The 18800-nt window shown below is 73.9% G+C and carries 19 protein-coding genes; 9 read left to right on the top strand and 10 right to left on the bottom strand.

Translation table 11 applies throughout. From position 1 onward, the window contains the following. Nucleotides 1-38 precede the first annotated feature (38 nt). On the bottom strand, nt 39-1478 hold the full coding sequence (gene purB / locus ABEB06_RS07765) for an adenylosuccinate lyase (RefSeq protein ID WP_345696065.1): 1440 nt from the start codon (nt 1476-1478) through the stop codon (nt 39-41). A gap of 117 nt (nt 1479-1595) precedes the next feature. Here purB and ABEB06_RS07770 point away from each other — a divergent pair, with 117 nt between their 5' ends. Then, nucleotides 1596-1946, top strand: coding sequence for a DUF6204 family protein (locus ABEB06_RS07770; RefSeq protein WP_345696066.1), 351 nt, complete (start codon nt 1596-1598; stop codon nt 1944-1946). Between the two features lie 10 nt (nt 1947-1956). On the opposite strand, the gene ABEB06_RS07775 is transcribed toward ABEB06_RS07770, so the two are convergent. The 4 genes from ABEB06_RS07775 to ABEB06_RS07790 all read right to left on the bottom strand — a co-directional run bounded on the left by ABEB06_RS07775 (nt 1957) and on the right by ABEB06_RS07790 (nt 4633). Further along, the gene (locus tag ABEB06_RS07775) at nt 1957-2871 is read right to left on the bottom strand and encodes a DUF2797 domain-containing protein (protein WP_345696067.1); all 915 of its coding nucleotides are present in this window, start codon (nt 2869-2871) and stop codon (nt 1957-1959) included. Nucleotides 2872-2922: 51 nt separating this feature from the next. Beyond that, entirely contained in the window at nt 2923-3378 is a 456-nt protein-coding gene (locus ABEB06_RS07780; RefSeq protein WP_345696068.1) for a MarR family winged helix-turn-helix transcriptional regulator, read from the bottom strand. Between the two features lie 74 nt (nt 3379-3452). After that, nucleotides 3453-3878 (bottom strand): DUF3037 domain-containing protein, encoded by a 426-nt coding sequence (locus ABEB06_RS07785; RefSeq protein ID WP_345696069.1) that lies wholly within the window; start codon nt 3876-3878, stop codon nt 3453-3455. Beyond that, entirely contained in the window at nt 3878-4633 is a 756-nt protein-coding gene (locus tag ABEB06_RS07790; RefSeq protein ID WP_345696070.1) for a HipA family kinase, read from the bottom strand. The genes ABEB06_RS07785 and ABEB06_RS07790 overlap by 1 nt, the downstream gene beginning before the upstream one ends. A gap of 119 nt (nt 4634-4752) precedes the next feature. Between ABEB06_RS07790 and ABEB06_RS07795 the strand changes: the two genes are divergently transcribed. Further along, nucleotides 4753-6111, top strand: coding sequence for an NAD(P)/FAD-dependent oxidoreductase (locus ABEB06_RS07795; protein WP_345696071.1), 1359 nt, complete (start codon nt 4753-4755; stop codon nt 6109-6111). Between the two features lie 65 nt (nt 6112-6176). On the opposite strand, the gene ABEB06_RS07800 is transcribed toward ABEB06_RS07795, so the two are convergent. From ABEB06_RS07800 to ABEB06_RS07810, 3 genes are all read right to left on the bottom strand, one after another. Next, a complete protein-coding gene (locus tag ABEB06_RS07800; RefSeq protein ID WP_345696072.1) occupies nt 6177-7334 on the bottom strand; it encodes a GDSL-type esterase/lipase family protein in 1158 nt (385 codons plus the stop codon). A 175-nt stretch (nt 7335-7509) separates the two neighbouring features. After that, the gene (locus ABEB06_RS07805; protein ID WP_345696073.1) at nt 7510-7827 is read right to left on the bottom strand and encodes a hypothetical protein; all 318 of its coding nucleotides are present in this window, start codon (nt 7825-7827) and stop codon (nt 7510-7512) included. 141 nt (nt 7828-7968) lie between these two features. Further along, complete coding sequence (locus ABEB06_RS07810) at nt 7969-9312, bottom strand: aminotransferase class I/II-fold pyridoxal phosphate-dependent enzyme (RefSeq protein ID WP_345696074.1); 1344 nt, start codon at nt 9310-9312, stop codon at nt 7969-7971. 35 nt (nt 9313-9347) lie between these two features. Here ABEB06_RS07810 and ABEB06_RS07815 point away from each other — a divergent pair, with 35 nt between their 5' ends. From ABEB06_RS07815 to ABEB06_RS07845, 7 genes are all read left to right on the top strand, one after another. After that, entirely contained in the window at nt 9348-9995 is a 648-nt protein-coding gene (locus ABEB06_RS07815; protein ID WP_345696075.1) for a pyridoxamine 5'-phosphate oxidase family protein, read from the top strand. 214 nt (nt 9996-10209) lie between these two features. Beyond that, nucleotides 10210-11628 (top strand): sugar porter family MFS transporter, encoded by a 1419-nt coding sequence (locus ABEB06_RS07820; RefSeq protein ID WP_345701763.1) that lies wholly within the window; start codon nt 10210-10212, stop codon nt 11626-11628. Nucleotides 11629-11700: 72 nt separating this feature from the next. Beyond that, nucleotides 11701-12393, top strand: a complete 693-nt coding sequence (locus ABEB06_RS07825; protein WP_345696076.1) for a dienelactone hydrolase family protein — start codon at nt 11701-11703, stop codon at nt 12391-12393. Nucleotides 12394-12462: 69 nt separating this feature from the next. After that, nucleotides 12463-13362 carry a phosphorothioated DNA-binding restriction endonuclease gene (locus tag ABEB06_RS07830; RefSeq protein ID WP_345696077.1) on the top strand — a complete coding sequence of 300 codons (900 nt, stop codon included), beginning with the start codon at nt 12463-12465 and terminating at the stop codon, nt 13360-13362. A 41-nt stretch (nt 13363-13403) separates the two neighbouring features. Then, nucleotides 13404-14699: an MFS transporter gene (locus tag ABEB06_RS07835; protein ID WP_345696078.1), complete on the top strand. Its 1296-nt coding sequence runs from the start codon at nt 13404-13406 to the stop codon at nt 14697-14699. A 69-nt stretch (nt 14700-14768) separates the two neighbouring features. Next, entirely contained in the window at nt 14769-15284 is a 516-nt protein-coding gene (locus ABEB06_RS07840; RefSeq protein ID WP_345696079.1) for an HAD domain-containing protein, read from the top strand. Nucleotides 15285-15317: 33 nt separating this feature from the next. Beyond that, nucleotides 15318-16142 (top strand): PhzF family phenazine biosynthesis protein, encoded by an 825-nt coding sequence (locus tag ABEB06_RS07845; protein ID WP_345696080.1) that lies wholly within the window; start codon nt 15318-15320, stop codon nt 16140-16142. Nucleotides 16143-16166: 24 nt separating this feature from the next. Here ABEB06_RS07845 and ABEB06_RS07850 read toward each other — a convergent pair whose 3' ends face one another. Further along, nucleotides 16167-16958 (bottom strand): CPBP family intramembrane glutamic endopeptidase, encoded by a 792-nt coding sequence (locus ABEB06_RS07850; RefSeq protein ID WP_345696081.1) that lies wholly within the window; start codon nt 16956-16958, stop codon nt 16167-16169. An 89-nt stretch (nt 16959-17047) separates the two neighbouring features. Next, entirely contained in the window at nt 17048-18550 is a 1503-nt protein-coding gene (locus ABEB06_RS07855; RefSeq protein WP_345696082.1) for a glutamate-cysteine ligase family protein, read from the bottom strand. Nucleotides 18551-18800: the final 250 nt, after the last annotated feature.

Genomic DNA, 18800 nt, shown 5'->3' on the forward strand with positions numbered 1-18800 from the left:
GCGCGAAGTCCCGCGCGCCCCTTTCGGTCCGGCTGTCGCTAGAGGATGTCGCCGGGGGCGTACTTGGCGGCCGCCGGGTAGGCGTCGGCGACGGCCTCGATCCGGCGGACGATCTCGGCGACCTGGGCGCCGGCCGCGCCGGTGAAGGAGAGCCGGTCGGCGAGCAGCGCGTCGAGCGCGGCCCGGTCGAGCGGGATCCGCTCGTCCTCGGCGAGGCGGCCGAGCAGCGCGTTCTCCCGGGCGCCCTGGCGCATCGCGAGCGCGGAGGCGACCGCGTGCTCCTTGATGACCTCGTGCGCGGTCTCGCGGCCCACGCCGGCCCGCACCGCGCCCATCAGCACCTTGGTGGTGGCGAGGAACGGCAGGTACCGGTCCAGCTCCGCCTCGATGACGGCGGGGAACGCGCCGAACTCGTCGAGCACGGTCAGGAAGGTCTCCAGCAGGCCGTCGAAGGCGAAGAACGCGTCCGGCAGCGCGACCCGGCGGACCACGGAGCAGGAGACGTCGCCCTCGTTCCACTGGTCGCCGCCGAGCTCGGCGGTCATCGACGCGTAGCCGCGCAGGATGACGGCGAGGCCGTTGACCCGCTCGCAGGAGCGGGTGTTCATCTTGTGCGGCATCGCGGAGGAGCCGACCTGGCCCTCCTTGAAGCCCTCGGTGACCAGCTCGTGGCCGGCCATCAGGCGGATGGTCTTGGCCAGGCTGGACGGGCCGGCGGCCAGCTGCACCAGGGCGCTGACCACCTCGAAGTCGAGCGAGCGCGGGTAGACCTGGCCGACGCTGACGAGGACGTTGTCGAAGCCGAGGTGGCCGGCGACCCGCTGCTCCAGCTCGGCGAGCTTCTCGGCGTCGCCGCCGAGCAGGTCGAGCATGTCCTGCGCGGTGCCGACCGGGCCCTTGATGCCGCGCAGCGGGTACCGGGCGATCAGCTCCTCGAGGCGGCGGAAGGCGACCAGCACCTCGTCCGCGACGGTGGCGAAGCGCTTGCCGAGGGTGGTGGCCTGGGCGGCCACGTTGTGCGAGCGGCCGGCCATGACCTGCTCGGAGTACTGCGCGGAGAGCCGGCCCAGGCGCACCAGCACGGCGACGGTGCGGTCGCGGACGTGCTCCAGCGACTGGCGCACCTGCAGCTGCTCGACGTTCTCGGTGAGGTCCCGGGACGTCATGCCCTTGTGGATCTGCTCGTGGCCGGCGAGGTCGCTGAACTCCTCGATGCGGGCCTTCACGTCGTGGCGGGTGATCCGCTCACGGGCGGCGATCGACTCCAGGTCGACCTGGTCGATCACGCGCTCGTAGTCGGCGACCGCGTCGGCCGGAACCTCGATGCCGAGGTCCTTCTGCGCCTTCAGGACGGCGAGCCACAGGTGGCGCTCCAGGACCACCTTGTGCTCGGGGGACCACAGCTGGGCCAGGGTCGCCGAGGCGTACCGGGAGGCCAGGACATTGGGGATCTTGGGCTTCGCGCTCACGCTTCGCAAGCCTAACAGTCGAGGTCAGGCAGAACTCCGCGAGGCCGCCCGGCGGAGATCCGGTGCGCGGGCCCGCCGCGGAAAACCGGTACGCCGCACCCCGGCCCGCGGGCTACCGTCGGGCGCATGACCCAGCGCACCTTCCGCATCATCGTCCGCGGCTCCTTCGACGCCCTCACCGACGGGCAGCGCGCCGAGCTGCTCGCCGAGGCCGCCGAGCACGACGTGCTCACCGCCGCGTTCACCGAGGAGGGCCACCTCAGCTACGACCTGGCCGCCCGGCCGTTCTTCACCTTCCGCGTGCTGGAGCACGGCGAGCGGGAGGAGGACATCGCGGCGGCGACCGTCCGCGCCGAGACCGCCGCGGAGCTGTGGCTGACCGACCGCGGCTACGGGTACAAGAACCTGCGCTCCACCGCCCAGGACCTCTCCCTGGCCCCGCTCGGCGCCCGGCAGAAGCGCGAGCGCGGCAACTAGGACCCGGCGGCTAGAACAGCGAGTCCTGCTCCGCCTCCGCCACCGGGCGGGCCCGCGGCACCGGTTCGATCCCCGCGCAGCGCTGCGCGGGGACGGCGCTCACCGCCCACCCGGTGAGCAGCCGGCTGTCCAGCAGGAGCGGCCCGCCGCCCTCCCCGTCGCCGCCGTCGAGCGGGTCGACGAACAGGTGCCCGCCGATCGCCGGGCGCAGCGCCCCGGCCAGCACCGCGCCGTCCGCCAGCGCCTTCACCTCGCCGTACGCCTCCGGCACCCCGCCGGTCAGGCCGTACATCGCCACCTGGTCGACGACCGGGTCGTCCGCCAGCAGCCGCAGGCCGTGGCCGTCGAGCAGCCGCAGCACCTCGGCGCGCAGCGCGACGATCTGTGCCCGCCGCTCCGCCTCCCCGCCCGGCGACCACCAGGCGGCGCTCTTGAGCGCGGACGGGATCCGCTCGCGCGCCAGCCCGGCCTGCGCGACGGTGAGCTCGGCCCGCCGGACGGCCGGCAGCCGGCCGCGGCCGACGAAGGCGTACGCCAGCGCCGCCTGCTCCTGCAGCCGGGCGGTGCCGCGCTCCTCGGCCGTCAGGCCGACCTTGCGCAGGCCGTCGCCGAACCACGCGAGGTAGAGCCGGTACGTCCGCCCGTCGTCGAAGATCTGGTCGCGGGCCAGCGCCAGCCCCCGGTCGGCGCTCTGGCAGGTCGGGCACTGCGCGTTCTTGGCCTCCGCGGCGACGCTCTCGCCGTACGGGCAGGGGCGCTGCCGGCCGGCGCTCCACACGCCGACGCACCGCCGCGGGCCGCCGATCCGCCAGCCGACCCGCAGCCCGGCGCTCAGCGCCCGGACGTGCTCGCGCCGCCCGTCACCGGCCGCGAGGAACGCCTGGCCGTCGGCCCAACGCAGCCCGGTGACCGTCCACACCCGCACACCACCTCCGTCCGCCGACCCTATCCGGGGGCACCGACAGCGGAGGCGGGGCTACGGGTTGGTGCGGTCCTGGACCGCGAGCAGCGGCAGGACCTGCCGGCAGAGCCCGTGGAGCATGATCCGCTGCGGTTCGTCGAGGCTGTCGAAGGCGGCCTGGGCGCGGGTCATGTCGAGGCGGATCCGCTCCAGCACGCTCCGGCCCTCCTCGGTGATGGTGACGATCTTGACCCGGCGGTCGGCGGCGGCCGCCTCGCGGTGGGCGAGGCCGAGCGCCTCCAGCCGGTCCACGATGCCGGTCACGTTCGACGCGTCACAGCCGAGCCGCCCGGCCAGCGCCCGCATCGGGACCGGCTCCAGCACCGACTTGAGCGCCTTGGCCTGCGAGGAGTTCAGCCCGTGCTTGGCCGCGGCGGCGGCGAAGTCCTGGAAGTACGCGGTACCGACGGCGGCGACCGTCTCCATCAGCTCGGCGGTCGTCGGCGCGGTGCCGATCCCTGTGGTGCCCATGGCGTCCAGGTTACGCCCAATGGTTCAGTGCCTCCAGTGTTGACCCCGGCAACTACCTCACCGGTACCGGACCCTCACAGCACCAGCTGGTCGAAGAGGTGCCGCAGCTCCCCCTCCGGGTCCGCGGTGAGCCCGGTGTGCACCGGGCCGGGCTGCACCACGGCGCTGCGCGGCGCGGTCAGCCAGCGGAAGCGCTGCCCGGCGCCGTCCTTCGCGGCCGGCCCGGCGGCCTCGCCGCCGGCGCAGACCGCCTCGATGCCGTGCAGCGCCCGCCGCACCCCGGCGACGTCGACCACCGGGTCGAGCGCCAGCAGCCGCGCCTGGTCGAGGTGGGTCCGGGCGCCCAGGTACCCGGTGTAGCGGCAGTACAGCAGCACCCCGATGTTGACGCACTCCCCGCGCTCGACCCGGGGCACCGCCCGGATCACCGCGTACTCGTAGTCGTGCGGCTCCCCGGACCCGCCGTCCGCCGCCGTGGTGTCCTTCGCCGTGGTGTCCATCAGCCGCCCACCTCCGGGAGCCAGTCGCGCGGGCCCGCCAGCCGGGCCGTCAGCTGCGCGGTGTACGCCTCGCGCACCGCGTCGGGCGCCTCGAAGCCCGGCTCATCCACCAGCCACACCTCGGGGATCGCCGCCACCGCCCTCGCCAGCGCCTCCGGCACCAGCGGCGCCAGCTCCTCGTCGGCCGCCTTCAGGTCGTCGACCGCCCGGGCCAGCGCGTGGTCCGAGGCGTCGTACGGCTTGCGGGTCCAGCCCGCCGCGCCCGCCCAGTGGTGATGGAAGATCAGGCTGGCGCCGTGGTCGATCAGCCGCAGCCCGCCCGCCGCGACCAGCAGGTTGGGGTTGCGCCACGACCGGTCCACGTTGCCGATCAGCGCGTCGAACCACAGCACCCGTGCGGCCAGTTCGCGGTCCACCTCGAAGCACAGCGGGTCGAAGTTGAGCGCCCCGCCGACGAACGCCATGCCGAGGTTGGCGCCTCCGCTGGCCCGCATCTGCTCCTGGATCTGCTGCTCGGGCTCGCTGCGCGCCAGCACCGGGTCCAGGTCGAGCAGCGCCAGCTCCGGCACCGGCAGCCCGAGACCGCGCCCGAGCTCACCGGCCAGCACCTCGGCGACCAGCGCCTTGCGGCCCTGCGCGGCGCCGCACCACTTGAGCACGTACAGCCGCCGGTCGCCGGCCTCGACCAGGCCCGGCATGGAGCCGCCTTCACGCAGTGGCGTCACGTACCGGACCGCCGTCACCTCGGGGAGCATCCGGAAAGCCTATCGGGCTCCTCCGGTGGCAACCGTGCTTGGGCCGTGCGAGTGTGGCGAGCAGTTGTCCTGACACGTGTCCTGACACGGCACGGACCATCCACGGTAGGGGATGAACGATGGAGCGACCTCGGATCCTGATCGTCGGCGGCGGCTTCGCCGGCCTGGAGTGCGCCCGCCGGCTCGAGCGCAAGCTCGCGCCCGCGGAGGCGGAGATCTCGCTGGTCACGCCATTCAGCTACCAGCTCTACCTGCCGCTGCTGCCGCACGTCGCGGCCGGTGTGCTCACCCCGCAGTCGGTGGCGATCTCGCTGCGCCGGTCGCTGCGCCGCACCCACATCGTGCCCGGCGGCGCGATCGGCATCGACCCGCGCTCCAAGGTCGCCGTGGTCCGGAAGATCACCGACGAGGTGACCGCCGAGCGGTACGACTACCTGGTGCTCGCCCCGGGCAGCGTGACCCGCACCTTCGACATCCCCGGCCTGCCGGACTACGCGCGCGGCATGAAGACGCTCGCCGAGGCGACCTACATCCGCGACCACGTGATCGCCCAACTCGACCTGGCGTCCACCTCGATGGACGAGCGCGAGCGCGAGTCGCGGCTGCAGTTCGTGGTGGTCGGCGGCGGCTACGCGGGCACCGAGACGGCCGCCTGCCTGCAGCGGCTGACCACCGCCGCCGCCCGCCGCTACCCGCGGCTGGACGCCCGGCAGATCAAGTGGCACCTGATCGACATCGCCCCGAAGCTGATGCCCGAGCTCGGCGACAAGCTCGGCGACACCGCGATGCAGATCCTCCGGGGCCGCGGCGTGGACGTCTCGCTCGGCGTCTCGGTGGCCGAAGTCGGCGCGGAGAGCGTCAAGTTCACCGACGGACGGACCCTCCCCTGCCGCACCCTGATCTGGACCGCCGGCGTCGCGGCCAGCCCGTTGATCGGCACCCTGGACGCGGAGACGGTGCGCGGCCGGATCGCGGTCACCGCGGAGATGCGGGTGCCGCAGTTCGAGGGCGTCTTCGCGCTCGGCGACGCGGCCGCCGTCCCGGACCTCGCCAAGGGCGACGGCGCGGTCTGCCCGCCCACCGCCCAGCACTCCGCCCGGCAGGGCAAGGCGGTCGCCGACAACCTGGTCGCCTCGCTGCGCGGCCAGCCGCTGCAGCCGTACTTCCACAAGGACCTCGGCCTGGTCGTCGACCTCGGCGGCAAGGACGCGGTCTCCAAGCCGGTCGGCATCGAACTGCACGGCGTGCCCGCCCAGCTGGTGGCCCGCGGCTACCACGTGATGGCGATGCGCACCAACGCCGCCAAGTACCGGACGGCCGCCAACTGGCTGCTCAACGCGACCGCCGGCGACGACTTCGTCCGCACCGGCTTCCTGGCCCGCCAGCCCGCCCGGCTGCGCGACTTCGAGTACACGGACGTGTACCTCACCAAGGACCAGGTCCGCGAACACGCCCAGGCGCTGCTCGCCAAGGGCTGACCGCCGCACCGCGGCACGCGCGGCGCTCCCGCCCGGGTCGGGGCGGGAGCGCCGTGCGCCGTGCGCTACTTGGCGGTCAGGTACATCCCGGTGGCGTCCTGCCCGGCGGTGTTGCGGCAGGCCCAGTTGCCCGAGGACTTGGCGTTCATCAGGGTCAGGCAGCGGCCGAGCGCCAGCTGGCCGTAGTAGTTCGGGTGGAACGACTCCTGCGTGGCTCCCTGGACGGTGGTGCCGAGGTCCAGGAAGCGGGCCCACTCGCTGGTGGTCGCCGACGGCGCGGTGGTCGGGGTCGCCAGGCGGGTGGCCTTGGAGCAGACCTCGCGGCCCTGCAGCATGTCGCGCAGGTCGAGGAACTGCACGCCCTTCGCGGCGGCGACACCGGCCAGCGCGTCGGAGATCTGCGGGACGAGCGAGTCGCGCGCCCAGTCGGCGTCCTGGTTCCAGAACGGGCAGCCGCCGGTGTTGGTGCGCGACCAGCCGCTCTCCGGGTAGCGGTTCTCCGCGGTGCGCGGGACGGGCGACGGGTAGGACTGCAGCACGATGCGGTAACTGCCCGACGCGTAACCGGCGTTCGCCATCACCGCGCGGATCTCGTCGATCGACTTGCCGACCCCGGCCATCGCCCCGGCCATCCTGCCGTCCACCGCGGCCTGCTGGTCGTCGTTGCAGTACGACCACCAGACCATGTAGTCCTGCACGCAGGTGGAGATCACGTCGGAGAAGCCCAGGTCGTTGCCGCCGATCGAGAGGGTGATCAGCTTGACGTCGTAGTTCGCGGCGACCGAGGCGAGCTGGTCCGCCTGCGGGGCCTCGCCCTTGAACGACTGGCCGCCGGCGGCGGCGCGGAAGACGTTCGCCGAGGTGGCGCCGGAGCAGGCCAGGTTGATCTGCGCCTGGTTGACGGTCGGCGCGCTGCGGACCTCGGACACGTCCGAGCGGTCGCACCCGCTCGCGAACGTGGCCCCGTAGACCCTGCTGCCGTCGTAGCCGCTGCCCGTCCAGGCGCGGTCGGTGCCGTCCCGGCTGCCGCTGGTGGTGTCGCTGTTGCCCTTCCAGCGCCCGGCCTCGCCGGAGATGTAGCTGTCCCCCATCGCGACCGTCGCGGTCGTCCCGCTCCCGGAGGCGGCGACGGCGGGAGTGGCGAGGGCGTACGCGGGCAGGGTGAGCGCCGCTGCGGCGAGCAGGGCGAGTGTTCTCGGTGTTGTGCGTCGGCTCTTGGGCACGGCGGAACTCCTGCGAACGGCCCCGCGCGTGTGGGCACGCGAGGCACTGGTGAGGGTGGGGCCGCCGGCCGGTGGCGCGAAGAATGTGACATGCGCACGGTTGTTACCGCTAGGTATCTCACACGGGCAATTCGCAGCGTCACCACCCTTCTCCCTGTGTTACCGCCGAGTTCGATCAGCGCTCGCGCCGGGTGAACCGGTAGACCGCGTACGTGGCGCCGACGATGATGTCCACGGCCACCCAGAGGCCGATGACGAGGCCGACGCCGATCGTCGTGCCGATGCTCTCCGCGTCGTTGCACGTGGCGGGGTCGAGCGACCCGCAGTCGGTCGGGTTGCCCGCGGAGGACGCGCAGCCCGCCACGGCCCAGGCGAGGAAGAGGAGCTGGATCGCCAGGAAGACCCACCAGAAGACCCGGCGCTTCTTCCGCTCGGGCGGCTGCGCCGGCCGCTCCTCGGCGAGGGTCCAGTCGGGAGGGTTCGGGTTGTTCATGGCGAGTCCCCGAGTGCTTCGGAACGGCCCCCCTCCCCTCCAGAGTGGCCCCGTCGGCGCAGCGCGTCAGCCGGTGGGAGCCCCCCAACACCCTTGGTAGTCGAGGTCCGTTCGCGGTGACGCAGAGTTCGACCGGACCGCTCAGACCAGGCGGGAGGCACCCCCGTGCGAGGTGAGGGCGGCGGCGACGTCGGCGGCGAGGGCGGGGGCCTCGTCGGGGTGGAGGGCGGCGATCGAGAGGCGGATGCCGGGGGGTGACTGGAGGCGGAAGCGGGCGCCGGGGGCGGCGACCCAGCCGCGCTGGACCAGGGCGGCGGTGGCGGCGGTCTCGTCGGCGACCGGGAGCCAGACGTTCAGGCCGCTCTCGCCGTGCGCGGTCACGCCGCGGGCGGCGAGTGCGGCGAGCAGGGCGTCCCGGCGGGCCCGGTAGGCGGCGGCGACCTCGGCGACCGGCGCGGCGCCGGACTTCCAGAGCTGCACGACGGCGCGCTGGAGCAGGTGGCTGACCCAGCCGGCGTCCAGCCGCTGGCGGCCGAGCACCCGCCCGACGGTCTCCTCGTCGCCGATCGCGACCGCGACCCGTACGTCGGGGCCGTAGGCCTTGGCGAAGGAGCGGACCAGCACCCAGCGCCGGACGGTGGCGGTGCCGTCGGGGCCGGCGGCCAGCGGCTGGAAGGGCTGGTCGACCATGCCGTGGCCGTGGTCGTCGTCGATCAGCAGGGTGTCCGGGTGGGCGGCGAGGACGGCGCGCAGCGCGGCGGCCCGGTGCGGGGTGAGCGCGGCACCGGTCGGGTTCTGGGCCCGGCTGGTGACGATCAGGGCGCGGGCGCCGGCCTCCAGCGCGGCGGCGACGGCGCCGGGCAGCGGGCCCTGGTCGTCGACGCCGACGGGGGCGGTGCGCAGGCCGAGGGCGGGCAGCAGGTCGAGGACGCTGCCCCAGCCGGGGTCCTCGACGGCGACCAGGTCGCCGGGGCGCAGCGAGACGGAGAGCACCCGGCCCATGGTGTCGAGGGCGCCGGAGCAGACCGCGAGCGCGCCGTCGGGGACGCCGTCGGCGCGGAATGCGGCGCGGGCCAGGGCGAGCAGCTCGGGGTCGGCGGCGGGGTGGCCGTAGAGCACGGTCTCGCCGGCCGCGGCGACGGCCAGGGCGGGGCCGAGCGGGGGCAGCAGGGCCGGGTCGGGGTTGCCCTGGGAGAGGTCGCGGGCGCCGGGCGGGACGGGGACGCGGACCTCGTCGCGCGGGGTGGTGGCGGGCCGGGGCCGGATCCGGCTGCCGCGGCGGCCCGCGGTCTCGATCACGCCGCGTTCACGCAGCAGCCGGTAGGCGGCGGCGACGGTGTTGGGGTTGACGCCCAGCTCGGTCGCCAGGTCGCGGAGCGGTGGCAGCGCGGTGCCGGGTTCCAGCTCGCCGGTACCGACCGCGCGTTCGATGTCGGCGGCGATCTCGTTGGCGCGCCGACCAGTGATCCGATATTCTCCTAGCACAAAGATAATTATGCACTAGTGCAGAGGGGGATGCCATGTCGACCGCCGCCTACACCCGCAACGACCGCACCACGCCCACCCGCTCCAAGGAGCGCGCCAGCTGGGACAAGGACGCGGTCAACGCCATTCTCGACGCCGGCTACCTCTGCCACCTCGGGTTCGTCGCCGACGGCGCGCCGGTCGTCCTGCCCACCATCTACGCCCGGGTCGGCGAGGCGCTCTACCTGCACGGCTCCACCGGCAGCCGCCCGATGCGCGGCGCCGCCCGCGACGAGGGCCTGCCGGTCTGCGTCACGGTCACCCACCTGGACGGCCTGGTGCTGGCCAAGTCCGCCTTCCACCACTCCGTCAACTACCGCTCGGTGGTGGCGCACGGCACCGCCTACCAGGTCACCGACCCGGACGAGCTGACGCTCGCGCTGAACGCCCTGGTCGACCAGGCCGTGCGGGGCCGCTCCGGCGACACCCGCCCCGCCAACGCCAAGGAGCGCGCGGCGACCCGGGTGATCCGGCTGGAACTGGACGAGGTGTCCGCCAAGTCCCGTACCGGCGGCGTCAACGACGACGAGGACGACCTGGACCTGCCGTACTGGGCCGGCGTCGTCCCGGTCGCCCCCGCGTACGGCGCGCCGCAGGCCTCCCCGCACACCGCCGTCCCGCTGCCCGACTACCTGGCGGGCTGACCGGCGCTCGTCCGCGGCTGGACCGCGGCTCCGGGGCCGAGTGGCACGCGTTCATGGCCGGACGCGGCCCGGACGGCGGGTTGTCCGATCGACTGACGAATCGCCGGACCGGCGTGGCGGATCGCCCCGGTCCGTCCGGTCTGCTGATGGAATGTGAGGTGATCTCCGTCCGCCCGGCCGCGCAGGTGGGCCGCCGTCCTCCCGGGAGCACCCGCTGTCCTCCTCACCGTCCCCCGCCGCCGCGCCGGCCGCGCAGGAGCACCTCGGCCACGTCGTCTTCATCTCGGCGGCCGCCGCGATGGGCGGCTTCCTCTTCGGCTACGACAGCGCGGTGATCAACGGCGCGGTGACCGGCATCCAGAAGCACTTCGGGGTCGGCAACGGCGAGACCGCGTTCGTGGTCGCCATCGCGCTGCTCGGCTCGGCGGCCGGCGCGGTGATCGCCGGCCGGCTCGCCGACCACCTCGGCCGGGTGCGGACCATGCTGCTGGCCGCGGTGCTGTTCGCGATCAGCGGCGTCGGCTCGATGTTCCCGCCCAACATCGAGGTGCTCGGCTTCTGGCGGGTGGTCGGCGGCGTCGCGATCGGCATCGCCTCGGTGATCGCCCCCACCTACATCGCCGAGGTCGCCCCGACCGCGTACCGGGGCCGGCTCGCCTCCTTCCAGCAGCTGGCCATCGTGCTCGGCATCACCGTCTCGCAGCTGGCCAACTGGGCGCTCAACCAGGCGGCCGGCGGCGAGTCCACCAACCACCTGGGCGGCGTCCAGGCCTGGCAGTGGATGCTCGGCGTGGAGGCCGTCCCGGCCCTGGTGTACGGCCTGATGGCGCTCGCCATCCCGGAGTCGCCGCGCTACCTGATCGCCGACGGCCGGGACGCGCAGGCCCGCGAGGTGCTGGCCGAGGTCGAGGGCCCCGACGTCGACCTGGACGCCCGGGTCGCCGAGATCCGCGCCGTCCTCGACACCTCGCACAAGCCGCGCGCGAAGGACCTCTTCGGCGGCCGCTTCGGGCTGCTGCCGATCGTCTGGGTGGGCATCGGCGCCTCGGTGTTCCAGCAGTTCGTCGGCATCAACGTGATCTTCTACTACTCGTCCTTCCTGTGGCAGTCGGTCGGCATCGACGAGTCCAACTCGCTGCTGATCAGCCTCTCCACCTCGATCATCAACGTGATCGGCACCGTGGTCGCGATGGCCCTGGTCGACCGGATCGGCCGCAAGCCGCTCGCCCTGGCCGGCTCGGCCGGCATGGCGGCCGCCCTCGGCGTCGCCGCCTGGGCCTTCTCCTTCCGGCAGGGCACCGGCGACGCCGCCACCCTCGACGACGCCCACGCCACCGTCGCGCTGGTCGCCGCGCACGTCTTCGTCTTCTGCTTCGCCTTCTCCTGGGGCGTGGTGGTCTGGGTGCTGCTCGGCGAGATGTTCCCCAACCACATCCGGGCGCTCGCCCTGTCCGTCGCCGCCTCCGCCCAGTGGATCGCCAACTGGGCGATCACCGTCAGCTTCCCCAACCTCTCGGACTGGAACCTCTCCGCCACCTACGCGATCTACGCGGGCTTCGCGCTCCTGTCCATCCCCTTTGTGGCGTTCTGCATCAGGGAGACCAAGGGTCGCGCCCTGGAAGAGATGGGCTGACGGCCCGTCACCCTCTAGCATCGCCTTGACCGGGCCGCCACCGCCCGACCCCGACGAGCCGACGGAGAGGCCATGGGCACCCGCCGCCAGAACGTCACCTTCCCCAGCAACGGGCAGACCGCGCACGGCTACCTCGCCCTGCCGCCCAAGGGCCTCGGACCGGGCGTCCTGGTCGTCCAGGAGTGGTGGGGCCTCACCCGCCACATCGCCGACCTCACCGACCGCCTCGCCGCCGAGGGCTTCGTCGCCCTCGCCCCCGACCTGTACGGCGGCACCACCACCCACGACCCGGCCGAGGCGAGCAAGCTCAAGGCCGAGCTGCCCGCCGAGCGGGCCGCCCGCGACCTCGCCGGGGCCGTCGACTTCCTCCTCGACCACCCGCAGACCGTCGGCGACGCGATCGGCGCCACCGGGTTCTGCATGGGCGGCGGCCTCGCCCTGCGCCTGGCCGCCCAGCAGGGCGACCGGATCGCCGCGGTCGTCCCCTTCTACGGCCTGCCCGACGACCCCGACTTCGACTACCGCGGCCTGACCGCCCACGTCCTCGGCCACTTCGGCGAGGACGACGCCTCGCTGCCCGCCGCCACCGTCGACGAGGCCGCCATCCGCATCGGCGAGGCCACCGACCGCCGGCCCGAGATCCACTTCTACCCCGCCGGCCACGCCTTCATGAACGACGAGAAGCAGCCCTCCACCTACGACCCCCTCCAGGCCGACACCGCCTGGCGCCGCACCCTCGCCTTCCTCTGGGCCCACCTCGGCTGACGGCGCCGCTGTCGCACGACCACGGCACCGGCCTGATCCGGCCGACCGCTCCGCCCCTAGGCTGCCGGCATGGACTGGGTCGACCGGGTGGCGAAGCTCCGGCAGTGGACGAAGAACGACGAGCGGGCGCCGCACAAACCGCTGCTGCTGCTCTACGCGCTGGCCCGTTTCCAGCGCGACGCCGACGACGACCTGCGCTACAGCGCCGTCGAGCAGGACCTGCGGCGCCTGCTCGACGAGTACGGGCCGCCGCGCCGCTCCTCCCCCGGCTACCCGTTCCACCACCTCACCGGTGACGGCGTCTGGGAGGTGCGCACCGACCGCGGACCGGGCAGCCCCGGCAGCGGCGTCCTCGCGCTGCGCGAGGGCAACGCCACCGGCCGGCTCGTCCCGGAGCTGCGGGCGGCGCTGGTCCGGGAGCCGTCGCTGCTGGGCCGCCTGGTCCGGGTGCTGCTGGACGCCAACTTCCCACCGTCGTTGCACGCCGACCTCTGCGCGGCGGTCGGCCTGGACATCGAGCGCGCCGAGCTGACCGCCGCCGCGGCGGCCACCGCGGCCCGGCGGCGGGACCAGCGGATGCGCGAGGAGGTGCTGGCCGCCTACGAGTTCCAGTGCGCGTTCTGCGGGTACGACGGGATGCTCGGCACCGTCCCGGTCGGGCTGGAGGCCGCCCACGTCCGCTGGTGGTCGTTCGCGGGGCCGGACGAGGTCGACAACGGCCTGTGCCTGTGCGCGCTGCACCACAAGCTGTTCGACAAGGGGGTGCTGGGCCTCGGCGAGGACCACCGGATCCAGGTGTCCCGGCACTTCGTCGGCCGCCGTCCGGCGAGCGAGCAGCAGGTGCTGGCGCTGTCCGGCCGCCCGCTGAGCGGGCCGCGGCCGGGCGCGCCGACCGTCGCGCCGCGGCACCGGGCGTGGCACGCCCGCCAGGTGTTCCGCGGCGGCGCCCGGCCGGTCGGCGTGGGGTAAATGGGTCGACAGGCGGCGCGGGGGCGGCGCATAGTCGCGCGGTGAGCGAGCAGCGTACGCAGCGTTTTCCCTGGGCGGGTCGGAACTACCGGATCCAGACGGCCGCGACGGTGGTGAGCGGGCTGGGCAACGCCGCCGCGCCGATCGCTACGGCGTTCGCGGTGCTGGGGCAGGGCGGCGGCGCGGCCGAGGTCGGGTACGTGACGGCGGCGCGCAGCGTGCCGCTGGTGCTGTTCCTGCTGCTCGGCGGGGCGCTCGCGGACCGGTTGCCGCGCCACCGGGTGATGGTGGGCGCGAACGCGTTCAACGCGCTGTCGCAGGCGGGCCTGGCGGCCCTGGTGCTGAGCGGTCAGGACGCGCTGTGGCCGCTGATGGTGCTGTCCGCGGCGGGTGGCGCCGGGCAGGCGTTCTACGCTCCGGCGGCCGAGGGCCTGATCCTGCAGTCGGTGGCGTCCGAGCACGCGGGCAAGGCGTTCTCGGTGTTCAAGATGGCGGTGAACGCCGCGCAGATCGGCGGCGCGGCGCTGGGCGGCGCGCTGGTGGGCCTGGTCGGTCCGGGCTGGGTGCTGGCGCTGGACGCGGGCTGCTTCGCGGTGGCCGCGGCGCTGCGCGTCCTGCTGCGGGTGGAGCCCGCCGACCGGCCGTCGGCCGAGCACGGCATGGTGCACGAACTGCGGGTCGGCTGGCACGAGTTCCGCTCCCGCCGCTGGCTGTGGGCCGTGGTGGTGCAGTTCGGCCTGGTGAACGCGTGCGTGCTCGCGTACGAGGCGGTGTACGGCCCGGTGGTGGCCGAGCAGCGGCTCGGCGGCGCCGGGGACTGGGGTCTGGCGATGGCGGCGCTGAGCGTCGGCATGCTGGCGGGCGGGGTGCTGATGACCCGCTGGCAGCCGCGCCGGCTGCTGCTGGCGGGCAACAACGGGGTGTTCCTGTTCGCGCTGCCGGCGGTCGCGCTGGCGCTGACCGCGCCGGTCCCGGTGATCGTCGCCGCGATGTTCCTGTCGGGCGTGGGGGTGACGGTCTTCTCGGTGGGCTGGATGGTGACCCTGCACCAGGAGATCCCGTCCGAGCTGGTGTCGCGGATCTCCGCGTACGACTCGCTGGGGTCGTTCGCGCTGCTGCCGCTGGGCACCGCGCTGGCCGGCCCGGCGGCCGACGCGCTCGGTCTGACCGGCGCGCTGTGGGCGTGCACCGCGGTGATCCTCGCCCTCTCGGCGGCGGTGCTGGCGGCGCCCGAGGTGCGGCGCCTGACCCGTGCCGTCCCCCAGGCCCCGGAGCCCACGGAGTCCCCCGTCGCACCGGCCCCCGTACCGGAAGCGGAATCCGTCACTTCCGGGTGACAGGGGGCAACCGTCTCCGCCGCAGAATCGTCGGACCAGATGACAAGGTCGTCTTCCGGGGGAGACCGCATGCCCAAACCACTGCTGTTCCTCGACATCGACGGAGTGCTGAACCCGGTCTGTCCGCATCCGGATGCCGACTTCGACAGCCACAGCCTGCTCGGCTACACCGTCCTGCTCTCCGGCCGGCACGGCGACTGGCTGCGCGAACTCGCCGACGGCTACGAGCTGGTGTGGGCGACCACCTGGGAGGAGCAGGCGAACGCGCACGTCGCCCCGCTGCTCGGCCTGCCGCAGCTGCCGGTGGTCCGCTTCACCGGGTACGTGCCGCAGCCCGGCGATCCGCGGGTGCCGCTGATGGAGCTGTTCTCGGCCCGCAAGTGGGCGCCGATCCTGCGGTACGCCGCCGGGCGGCCGTTCGCCTGGGTGGACGACTGCATCCCGCCGCGGCTGGTGCGCAACTCGCTGCTGCGCCGCGACCGGCTGCTGCTGCCGGTCGACCCGGGGCAGGGGTTGCTCAGGTGGCACGTCGACCGGCTGCTGGGCCGTCCGCCCGCCGCGGGCCGCTTGCGCCGGGTGGGCTGACGGCCCGGCCGGCCCTGGCGTTAGATTCGAGGCATGCGCCTCCGGATCATCGACGCTTTCACCGACCGCCCGTTCGCCGGCAACCCGGCCGCCGTCTGCCTGCTGGACGGGCCCGAGTGGCCGCAGGAGCGCTGGCTGCGCCGGGTCGCGGCGGAGATGAACCTGCCGGAGACCGCCTTCGCCCGCCCGACCGGCGGGCCGGGCGCGTGGGCGCTGCGCTGGTTCACCCCCACCGAGGAGGTGGACCTGTGCGGCCACGCCACCCTGGCCACGGTGCACGCGCTGCGCGGCGACGGCCTGCTCGACGGGACGGACGGGCAGGTGCGGTTCGCCACCCGGAGCGGCGAACTGCGGGCCCGGACCGAGCCGGACGGTTCGATCACCCTGGACTTCCCGGCCAACGGCGCGGTCGCGGCACAGCCGCCGGCGGGCCTGGCCGAGGCGCTGGGCCGGCCGGTCACCGAGGCGTACGCGGTCCCCGGGCTCGGCGAGCTGCTGGTGGTGCTGGCGAGCGAGCACGCGGTGCGGGCGCTCGCCCCGGACCTGGGCGCGCTCGCGCTGCTGCCGCTGCGGGGCGTGGTGGTCACCGCCCGGGCGGACGACCCGGCGGGCGGCGGCTACGACTTCGTGTCGCGCAACTTCGCCCCGTCGGTCGGCATCCCGGAGGATCCGGTGACCGGCAGCTCGCACACCGCGCTCGCCCCGTTCTGGGCGGAGCGCCTGGGCCGCACCGAGCTGACCGGCTACCAGGCGTCGGTCCGCGGCGGCCTGGTGGCGTGCCGGCTGCTCGGCGACCGCGTCCTGCTCTCCGGCCACGCGGTCACCGTGCTGGACGGCACGCTGCACAGCACGCCGTAGCGCCACACCCCCGGTACGCGCTGCTCAGGGCGTGGGCAGCCAGCTGACGTGGCCGGCCAGCAGCGCGTACCCGACGAAGGCGACGGTGTCGATCAGCCCGTGCGCGGCGACCAGCGGCATCACCCGCCCCCAGCGCCGGTAGAGCAGGCAGAAGACCGCGCCCATCACCATGTTGCCGACCAGCCCGCCGACGCCCTGGTACAGGTGGTACGAGCCGCGCAGCACCGAGCTGGCGATCAGCGCGGCGGGCCAGCCCCAGCCGAGCTGCTGGAGCCGCCGCAGCAGGTAGCCGAGGACCACCACCTCCTCCAGCACCGCGTTCTGCCAGGCGGAGAGCAGCAGCACCGGGATCCGCCACCACACCTCGGGCAGGCCGGAGGGGGCGACGGTCAGGTTGGCGCCGCCGGCCTGCGCGGCCAGGTAGAGCAGCAGCCCGGAGCCGCCGATCCCGGCGGCGACCAGCGCGCCGCGGCCGAGGTCGGAGAGCTTGCGGGTCAGGTCGAAGCCGAGTGCGTTCCTGAGCGAGCTGCCCTCGCGGATCAGCAGGTAGCCGACCAGCACCACCGGCATCAGGCCGCGGCCGATGTAGTACAGCTGCCAGGCGAGGTCCAGCCAGGGCCGGCCGGGGGCCCGGGAGGCGTTGAGGCTGGCGACCTGCTTGCCGAGGGCGAGCGGTTCGGTGAGCGATCCGGCGAAGCTGATCAGCGCGGCGACGCCGCTGGCGCCGAGCGACAGTCCGAGGACGATCAGCAGTTCGGCGCCCAGCAGCCGACGGGTCAGCGGGCGGGCGGAGGCCTCGGTCGAAGCGGTCGTCACCTGGGGCCTCCGGCACGCTGGGTCGGCCGGCGGCCGGGTGCCCGGCCGCCGGAACGATCATCCAACCACAGCGCCCCGGGGCGCGGGGCTCACCCCACCGGCCAGGTGTGCACCGGCTCCCCGGTGCGCATGTACTCGGCGTAGCGGCGGGTCATCGCGGCGATCGCGGCCTGCGGGTCCATCCCGTAGTTCTCCCGCAACCGGTGCACGGTGGCGGCCTGCCAGGCGGCGCCGTTGGTGCGGCGCAGGCAGCGCTGCTCGATGATGCCGAGGTAGCGGTCGCGGTCGGCGGGCTCCACGCCCCACTCGTCCAGGCCCTGGTGGGCGAGCGGCAGCAGGTCGTGCAGCACCAGCTCGGTGGCGGCGACCGGGGTGAGCTGGCCGCGCCCGCCCCGCCCGCCGCGCGGCCAGTACTGGACGGCGTCGATGCCGTACCGGGCGCCGGCCTGGAAGTTCTCGTCGGCCTTCTCGAAGGGCAGCCTGGTCCAGATCGGCCGGGGCTGCTCGGCCAGCACCCGGACCAGCCCGTAGTAGAAGGCGGCGTTGGCGAGGGTGTCGGCGACCGTCGGGCCGGCCGGCAGGCAGCGGTTCTCCACCCGCAGGTGCGGGACGCCGTCGGCGACGTCGTACACCGGGCGGTTCCACCGGTAGATGGTGCCGTTGTGCAGCCGCATCTCGCCGAGCCGCGGGACGCCGCCGGAGGCGTAGACCTTCGCCGGGTCCTCGTCGTCGCAGATCGGCAGCAGCGCCGGGAAGTACTTGAGGTTCTCCGCGAACAGATCGTGCGCGGAGTCGACCCAGCGCTCCCCGAACCAGGTGATGGGGCGCACGCCCTGCGCCTTGAGCTCCGCCGAACGGGTGTCACAGGCTTGCTGGAAGAGCACGGGGCGCGTTTCGCGCCAGAGCTCCCGCCCGAACAGGAAGGGTGCGTTGGCGCCGAGCGCCAGCTGCACGCCGCAGATCGCCTGGGCGGCGTTCCACACCGAGGCGAAGCGCTCGGGGGTGACCTGCAGGTGCAGTTGCAGGGAGGTCGCGGCGGCCTCGGCGACCATCGACACCGACTCCACCGCCAGGTGCTCCACGCCCTGGATGTCGAGCGCGATGTCCTCCCCGCGGGCGGCCAGGATCTGGTCGCTGAGCAGGGTGTACCGGTCGTTGCGGCTCATCGCGTCGATCCCGGTGTGGTCCAGGTCCAGGGTCGGCAGGATGCCCACCATGACGATCCGCGCGCCGACCTCGGCGGCCTTGCGGTCGGCGTAGCGCAGGCAGGTGTCGATCTCCTCCCGCAGCTCCTCCAGGACGTGCCCGCCGAGCCGGCGCGGCGCGATGTTGACCTCGATGTTGAACTGGCCCAGTTCGGTCTGGAAGTCCGACGAGGCGATCGAGCCCAGCACCTGCGCGTTGCCGAGCACGGGCATACCCTGCTCATCGGCGAGGTTGAGCTCGATCTCCAGTCCGATCATCGCCTTCGGGCGGTCGAACCGTTCCTCGCGCAGCATCCGCTCCAGCACGTCCAGGCACAGCTGCAGCTTGCGGCGGTAGAGCTGCCGGTCGGACAGCTCCGCCCGGGTCGCGACGACCTTCTCGCCCACGGATGTGCTCCTCCCCCTCGGTCGGACGTGCAAGTCATCATGCCCACCGCGAAGATCCCTAGCCAGACCGCCCGAACGCAGTAGCGGTGCAAGCTTTCTGACGATCTTTCAGCGAGAGATCGACTTGCCGGACACCACCGAACGTGATAAGAAGGTCACCCTGCGCACCTGTTCGAGTAGAATTCGCACTGCGCTCCGGCCGGACTCCAGCCGTTCTCCAACCCTCGGACGGCCCGCCCGCGCCCCGCCC

The sequence above is a fragment of the Kitasatospora terrestris genome (assembly GCF_039542905.1).
GTDB classification, from domain to species: Bacteria; Actinomycetota; Actinomycetes; order Streptomycetales; family Streptomycetaceae; genus Kitasatospora; species Kitasatospora terrestris.